The organism is Halanaerobium saccharolyticum (assembly GCF_004362045.1).
Lineage (GTDB): Bacteria > Bacillota > Halanaerobiia > Halanaerobiales > Halanaerobiaceae > Halanaerobium > Halanaerobium saccharolyticum_C.
Genome location: NZ_SNWX01000045.1, coordinates 3,060 through 11,638, shown reverse-complemented (window position 1 = coordinate 11,638; position 8,579 = coordinate 3,060). Strand labels below are relative to the sequence as shown.

General features: G+C 29.3%; 3 protein-coding genes. All 3 read left to right on the top strand.

The genetic code is table 11. The features are described from left to right. The first annotated feature begins 23 nt into the window (after window positions 1-23). The 3 genes from DFR79_RS15440 (at window position 24) to DFR79_RS15430 (ending at window position 7,423) form a co-directional block, all read left to right on the top strand. A complete protein-coding gene (locus DFR79_RS15440) occupies window positions 24-3,002 on the top strand; it encodes an SIR2 family protein (RefSeq protein WP_133516361.1) in 2,979 nt (992 codons plus the stop codon). 1,159 nt (window positions 3,003-4,161) lie between these two features. Next, window positions 4,162-5,103 (top strand): hypothetical protein, encoded by a 942-nt coding sequence (locus tag DFR79_RS15435; protein WP_133516360.1) that lies wholly within the window; start codon window positions 4,162-4,164, stop codon window positions 5,101-5,103. 1,327 nt (window positions 5,104-6,430) lie between these two features. After that, the gene (locus tag DFR79_RS15430) at window positions 6,431-7,423 is read left to right on the top strand and encodes an alpha/beta hydrolase family protein (RefSeq protein ID WP_133516359.1); all 993 of its coding nucleotides are present in this window, start codon (window positions 6,431-6,433) and stop codon (window positions 7,421-7,423) included. Window positions 7,424-8,579 lie beyond the last annotated feature (1,156 nt).

The following is an 8,579-nucleotide window of genomic DNA, read 5'->3' as shown; positions in this document are numbered from 1 at the left end:
AGGGGGAGGGATTCCTGCATTTAATGCAGATTTCTAACCTGACAACCATGATAACTATTAATATTTTTAAAAAAACTATTAGATTTGACGTAACGAAATATATTTTAGAAGGTGAAATAATGATTAATGAATATATTAAATTTCTAGCTGAAGAGTCTAAAAGAGATAAACTAGTAATATTTGTAGGTGCTGGTGTATCTATGAATTCTGGGTTGCCTAGTTGGACTGGTTTAATTGATAAATTTTCTGATTATTTAAAGATTGATTCTAAGGATAATTATACACCTGAAGAAACATTATTGATTCCCCAAATATTTTACGATAAATTTGGTAAAATTAAATATTATGAGATTTTAAATAAAGCATTTGGAAAAAAACTTAATCATAATAAAATCCATGATTATTTAAATAAACTTTCTCCAAATTATATTATTACAACAAATTATGATAAATTAATAGAGAATAGATTGAATAACCCTAAAAAAAGATATGATGTTATTTCGAAAGAAGAAGATCTAGCCCATTCTCAACTTAATGAAATGATTATAAAAATGCATGGTGATCTAGAAAATAAAAATGTTGTATTAAAAAAAGAAGATTATGATAATTATGAAGATAGATTTCCTTTAATAACAACTTTTATAAAAAGTCTTTTCACTACAAATACAATTTTATTTATAGGTTATTCTTTAAATGATATTAATGTAAAGTTGATAATGGATTGGATAAAAGAAATTTTAAAGGAAGATTTTAGAAGAGTTTATTTAGCTGACTTATCAAATTATAATATTAGAAATAAATATTCAGATGAAAACAATAAATTAGTAAATAGAATTTTTATTAGAAAACTTAAAATAAATCAGGACTATTTAAACAACTTATCTAAAAATGACAAAGAGGATAAAGGAAAATTATTGGCTAATTTTTTAGATAAACTTATAGAAAAAAGAGAAGAATTAAATTCAGAATTACGAGGAAGTTTTTTTAAAGATTTGAATTATATACCAGATTCAGAAATTAAAAAGATTATAAAAGAGAATAACAAAAAAATTTATGTAAGGTTTAATTCTTATATGGAGTACGACTCTAGTCCATATTTAATAAAAGAGTTAGTTATAGAATCTGTAGAAGAAAATGATACATTATATGATTTTGATATAAGTCTTTTATTAAAATCTAATATTGAAAAGATCAATAATAAAAGAATTACTGACTTTAAAAAAATTAATATAGAAAAAGAAGAATTAGAGAAAAAACAAGAAATAAATAATAAATTATTTGAATTATTAATTACTTATGATTTTGTAAAATTAAATAATATAATAGAAAAAGAAGAAATTAGTAATAAATTATTTATTTCTTATAGTTATTATATGCAAAGTGATTTTTCAAAAGCTAAAAAAGAATTAAAAATTTTTATTGAAAAATCTTCTAATCCTGAATTGATTTTATGGGGCTTATTTAATTTAAACTTAATATTGTGGAGAGAAAAAAGCTTTATTTCTTTCAAAAATGAAGCAAATAACATAGATTTAAAAAAGGAATACTTTAATTATTTTGATAATATGCACACTGATCTATATAGTGAAATCTTTAATAACTCACTATTAAAAAAATATAATGCATCTTTAAATAATTTATTATTTAAAATAAAAGAAAATAAAGATTCATCTACTTTAGGAGGATATTCTCAAATAGAAAAGGCTCAAATAGAAATTAGAGAATTTTTAAATCATATATTTATAAATGGACACATTGCTGATTGTATTTCAGAAACTAAAAATATTTTTAGAAATTATGTTGATATAATTTTATATGCATACAAAAATGAAGTCCAAAATGATTTATTATTGCCAGGTGGCAAAAAGAATATTTTAGATGATTTTAATTATGTGGATTTATTTAGTATGATCCAGATCAGTTTTAAAGAATTATCTACATTATTTGTAGAACATAATATAAAACAACTAGTGGTATCTAAAGATAATTTAAAAGTTTTAATTGCATCATTTAATAATTTTATAAATCACTTTTTAAATATTAATCCAAATATAAAAAGGCATAAAAATAAATTAATTGACAAGTTCTTATTAATTTTGACAAAGATTGATTTAAATAAAGCTAATATCAAAAAGATTTCTGATATTTTAACCAAAAAAGAAATAATTAAATGGTATTCATCTGATACTTATTCGCTAATTGTTAAAATTTTAAACAAAAATTCAGAAAAAGTAACTGCTGATAGCATTGAAACTTTTATTAGAAATTATCTAATAACTCCTAATCATTATTTTGATATTAACAAACGAAATTATGTTATTAGTTTTCTATCATATATATACGATTTAAAAACAGAAAAAAAATTAGATTTGAAAAAAGAATTGGATGAGGCAGAACTTCTAGATTGTATCACTAAAGAAAATATATTCATAGATAATGAAAAAAGTTTAGAAACCCTTTTGCACCTGAGTAATATTATTGTTGATGATCTAAAGAACAAAATAAAAAATACTGCAGATAATTATTTAAAACGTAAATTTTCAATTAATATTTATGTTTTAATGTTAAGAATGGATTTAATAAATACAAATAATGATTATGAAAATAAAATTATTAATCAAATAAATAACAAATTTGTAGAAAGTAAATCTACTTCTCTACAGGATGAACGCGAAAATTTTGTTAGAGAAATAATAATATTAAATTTGGAAGGTTATTCTTCAGATGATTTTAAGAATTCTTTAAAAGAAATAGAAAATGATATTTTTGAAGATTTTTTGATTAAAAGTAAACATTACAATATTTTTTATTATAGTTTAAACCCTGATAATTTTGATTTTACAAGTTTTAATATAGAAGACCTAAGAATGTTAAATAAAAATGGATTAGTTGACTTATTAGAAAGAGACTCGAAAGATGAATTAAAAAAAATAATAAAAAATAATTTAAATAAAAAATATGAAGACAAATATTTAAACGCTTTATTAGAATCAGAAATTTGATTTATAAATATAAAATGAAAACTTGAAAAGTGGTACGTCATATAACATGGGATTAGCGCCATGCCTTCTGTCATAAAGCTTGCAGGTTAACTAATCACAGATATGGAAAAACAAGTTTTATGCCAGTTCCTAACGGAATCAGGCACGAGCGCAAATCCCAGTAACGTTATATGCAATAATGATTAAACATCAACAAAAAAGGGAAAAGATAAAAGAAGGGTTGGGGCACCGCTAACTGAGATATATTAACTCCTGCAAATGAAGTAAATAATAATTGCAGGTCTCCAGTGGCTTTAACAATGAACTGGGAGGATTATAATTCACAAAGATTTCTACATATATCAGAAGGTAAATTAGTCACTGTTTGATCTTCACGCACTTCGTGAAGATTTAATATAGTACAGAATTTATGAACTTTTTTGCTGGTTAAGAGTTAATATAAGTATTCAGTAAGTTGAAGAAGTAGATAACTTTTACGCAGCAAATCATTACAGCATATAACATGGGATTGCCGTTAGGCTAAAGAGCAAGCCTACCCTTCGGGACATGCCTTCTGTCACAAAGCTTGCAATCATAGGCATCAAGAAATATAAAAGCAAGCTTTCCGCCAGGCCTAAAGGCACAGGCACGTCGGAAATCCCAGGGACGTTATCTGACATTATAGCAAATGTTACTGCAGCTAATAAGACCAAGAGAAAGGGTTTGGGCACCGCAGGATGATATTTTTTAACTTTCTCCGGGGTAGGGAAATAGAAACTGCAAGGTATTAACGAACCTAAATGCTCTAAGAAATAGAAAACCATGATCAATTTTATGAGAGTTTATCGCATTATCTTCAAAACTTCCGACTGGTGGTTAAGTTTTTTGCTGGCAGACCGTGGCAAAAAAGAGGATAGAGGTTCGGAGTTTTGAAGATAAATGAGAAGTAATAGAGTCGATGTTGCTATAACAGACAGATAACATGGGATTAACGGCATGCCCTCTGGCACAAAGTTTGCTATTAAACAATTGCGAGTATGATGGCAAACTTTGCCCCAGGTCTGTAGACACCGGGCACACCGCGAATCCCAGAATCGTTATCTGAAAGATGAGGCAAATTTATTATTGATTACTTGACTTATATTCACTTTTAGAATAATAAAAATGAGAGGAATATAAAATGAATAAAAATATGAAAAATAGTAAATTTTCACATTTAGATGTTTATAAAAAATTCAAAGAAAAAATTAAATTACATAAAAAATTTATAGACAATTTTTCTATGTTAATTTCAAATAATCCTATAGTTTGTCTAACAAAAAACAAAACACATATTTTAAATACTGTCTTTCTAAGATCTGCTATAAATACATTAAATAGTATTCAAAATTGTTGTAATTGTGGTTGTTTTTCTGATGCAAATGTGTTAGTAAGAAAATATCGTGATGATTTATTATTATATTTATTTATCCTTGAAGTACTTGATAATAGAGAAGGTTTAACGAATGATGAGATTAATGAATTTACAGATGGAGAAATGGATGCTAATAAGTTAACTGAACTTGTTTTTTCCACGATGTCAGTTATTAAGAATGGTTCTAGAAAAGATAACAATGATAAAGCCGTAGATGCTTGGTTTAACAATGATGCTTCAAAAGGTAAGTATAAAAATAAATTGTCTATTAATAATTATTTTAATTATATAAAAAGTAATGAAGAAATTCAGGAATGTATTAATAAACATGATTTACATTCTGACTGGGAAGAGATTAGACAAAGATTGAATGATTTTACTCATAACAATGGAAAAGAGTTTTTAAGACATAATATTTTAGAATTATTGAGTAAAAATGAGATTAAAAATACAATTTCACAAATAACGCAGGATATTAGTTTTGTGACTTCATTCTTTTTAGTAGTTATAATATTAATTAAGCCTAATTTCATTATGTCCACTGATTATGTAGATAGTATGGATGTTGGAATAGAACCACCTAAAGATAGTCAATACTGGGTAGCACCTTTTATTAAAGAATATATTGATAATAATATTGTAAAATTACATCCTAAATTAAAATCATTTTTGCATCACAATAATAAATATGGTATGAAAATAGAATAAAAATTATTATATAGCATAAAAGGCCTCATCCATCAGATAACAGAGTATTCCCGTGACGCCAAAAAACGGCTACCCTTCGGGACATGCTCTTTGTCATGAATTTTGCAAAAGAACAAGCAAAATTCACGCCAAGCCTACGGCACGAGCACGTCGGGAATACTCGGTACGTTATATGACATTATAACAATCTCACTGCAGCTAATAAGACCGAGAAAAAGGGTTTGGTTATCGCTGGATGAAGTGAATATACTTTCTCCGGGGAAAGTATATAGAAACTGCAGGGTATTAACGAACCTGGGTGCGTAAATGGAGAGCATGATCAATTTTATGAGAGGTCATAGCATTATCTTCAAAACTTCCGACTGATGGTTAAGGTTTTTTGCGGGAAGACCGTTGCAAAAAAGAAGATAGAGGTTCGGAGTTTTGAAGATAAATGAGAAGCAATAGATTCGATATTGTTATAACAGTCATATAACATGAGATTAGCGGCATGCCCTCTGGCACAAAGCTTGCTATTAAACAATTGCGGATAGGATGGCAAACTTTGCACCAGGTCTGTGGACACCGGGCACACCGCGAATCCCAGTATCGTTATATGCAATAATAACTGAACATCAGTAAAAAGAGAGAAGAGATAGGGTTGGATCATCGCTAACTGGCATGGATTTACTCCTGCAAATGAAGGAAATAGTAATTGTAAGTTTTCAGTGGTTTTAACAATAGACTTGGGCGATTATAATTTACAAAGTTATTTACATATATCAGAGAGTAAATTAGTCACTGTTCGATCTTCACGCACTTCGTGAAGATTTAATATAGTACAGAATTTATGAACTTTTTTGCTGGTTAAAAGTTAATTTCAGAAGTCAGTAAATTTAAGTAGGGAATAGTTTTTAACGCGGCAAGTTATTACAGCATATAACAGAGCATTGGCGCTGACTTAGTCTAAAATATTTCTTTAAAACGGCCGTCGCCCTTCGGGACATGGCTTTTGTCACATCTCTTGCAGTTGTTTAAGCTAAAAATGAAGAGGAAAGGCAAGAGATGCGCCAACCTTAGAGAGCAAGGACAGCCACGTCGCAAATGCTCAGGACGTTAGACGACATTGATCTAACTTAGTATATTTTAATTTTATATAAATGTTTTTAAATCTTTAACTGGAAACATAGAAGATCAAAAAACAGTTAAAAATAAATATCCAATATTTTGAAGGTGATTTTACATATTGCTAGAATTAAAGTAATATTGAATAAATTATGTGAATCAAATTACTAACTTATTCAATTAATTTTTACTATCTCAAAAAAATTCATAGAGGAGAGATAAGATGAAGAAAATTGTTTTTGCTTTAGTGGTTGTTTTGATTATAGGCGCTTTTTTTATGTTACAAGAAAGCGATCCAATGTTACAACAAAACGTTGAGGCACTTAGCAATGACAATGGTAGAATTGTGGATGTAGAAAATATAGATGTTCAAGCATTTATTGAACAAAAATTATATGATAAGTCTCCTGAATACTGGGAGAAAGAGATTGAGAATATAAGAAACTTTGATCTTTTAAAATTAAAATATTCTACACAAGGAACAAAATCAGGAGCTTATATGATAAAGCCTAAAAAAGAAGGTAATTATCCAGTCTTTATATTTGCCAGAAGTACTAATGAATCAGATGAACAAAAAGAGCCAGGAATGCTCTGGTTAACTTCTTTTGCTTCAGAAGACTATATATTAATATCACCGCATTATAATATTAATACTACTTTAGTAAATAATGATAAGTATATTGGTGAAGATACTAAGAATTTTTTAGACCTATTTCCTTTAATTAAAAGCTTACCTTATGCTGACGAAAATAATATTTTTATGCTTGGTAATTCAAAAGGTGGAGTATTAACCTACCAAGCCATAAAAGAAGACATAGAAGGAGTAAATATAAAAGCAGCCGCTGTAACAGGAGCTCCAACAGACTTAATTCAGTATTATAATGATTCGATTTGGGGAGCTCAGGAAGCAATCAAAGAAAAAATAGGAACTCCAGAAGAAAATAGAGAAGCATTTGTTAGTAAATCACCTTATTACTGGTCTGAAGAAATTGATGTTCCTCTACTTATTCAACATGGAGAAAAGGATAAAGAAATAGAAGTAGAACATGCAGTAAAACTAAATGAAAAACTTGAAGATCAAGAAATAGATCATGAATTTGTTACTTTTCCAAATGGTAGCCACTTACTACAAAAAGATTCAGATATCTATAGAGAGAGTCTCCAAAATATATACAACTGGTTTAGTAACTATGGAGATATAGAAAGCCCATTTTAACGACCAACGATCGTCTAACATGGGATTGGCGCCATGCCTTCTGTCATAAAGCTTGCAGGTTAACCAATAACGGATATGAAAACGCAAGCTTTACGCCAGTTCCTGCGGAATCAGGCACGAGCGCAAAATCCCAGGGACGTTATACGCAATAATGATTAAACATCAGCAAATAAGAGAAAATGATAAAAGAAGGGTTGGGGCATCGCTACCTGAGATGAACTAACTCCTGCAAATGAAGAAAATAATAATTGCAAGCTTCAAGTGGTTTTAACAATGAACTTGGCGGATTATAATCTACAAAGATATTTGCATATATCAGAAAGTAAATTAGTCACTGTTCGATCTTCACGCACTTCGTGAAGATGTAATATAGTAAAGAATTCATGAACTTATCTGCTGGTTAAGAGTTAATATCAGTATTCAGTAAGTTGAAGAAGGAGATAACTTTTTACGCAGCCAATCATTACAGCGTATAACAGACCATTGGCGCTACTGGGTATAAAATTTAACATTAAAACGTCCGTGCCCTTCGGGACATGGCTTTTGTCACATCTCTTGCAGCTGTTTAGCTGAAAATGCAGAGGAAAGGCAAGAGATGCGCCAACCTAAAGACCAGGACAGCCACGTCGCAAATGCTCGGAACGTTATACGCAATAATGATTAAACATCAGCAAATAAGAGAAAATGATAAAAGAAGGGTTGGGGCATCGCTACCTGAGATGAACTAACTCCTGCAAATGAAGAAAATAATAATTGCAAGCTTCAAGTGGTTTTAACAATGAACTTGGCGGATTATAATCTACAAAGATATTTGCATATATCAGAAAGTAAATTAGTCACTGTTCGATCTTCACGCACTTCGTGAAGATGTAATATAGTAAAGAATTCATGAACTTATCTGCTGGTTAAGAGTTAATATCAGTATTCAGTAAGTTGAAGAAGGAGATAACTTTTTACGCAGCCAATCATTACAGCGTATAACAGACCATTGGCGCTACTGGGTATAAAATTTAACATTAAAACGTCCGTGCCCTTCGGGACATGGCTTTTGTCACATCTCTTGCAGCTGTTTAGCTGAAAATGCAGAGGAAAGGCAAGAGATGCGCCAACCTAAAGACCAGGACAGCCACGTCGCAAATGCTCGGAACGTTATATG

Excerpts from the sequence above, each read along its gene's own strand:
- DFR79_RS15440 (WP_133516361.1), top strand. The coding sequence starts at position 24 with ATGCAGATTTCTAACCTGACAACCATGATAACTATTAATATTTTTAAA.
- DFR79_RS15435 (WP_133516360.1), top strand. The coding sequence starts at position 4,162 with ATGAATAAAAATATGAAAAATAGTAAATTTTCACATTTAGATGTTTAT.
- DFR79_RS15430 (WP_133516359.1), top strand. The coding sequence starts at position 6,431 with ATGAAGAAAATTGTTTTTGCTTTAGTGGTTGTTTTGATTATAGGCGCT.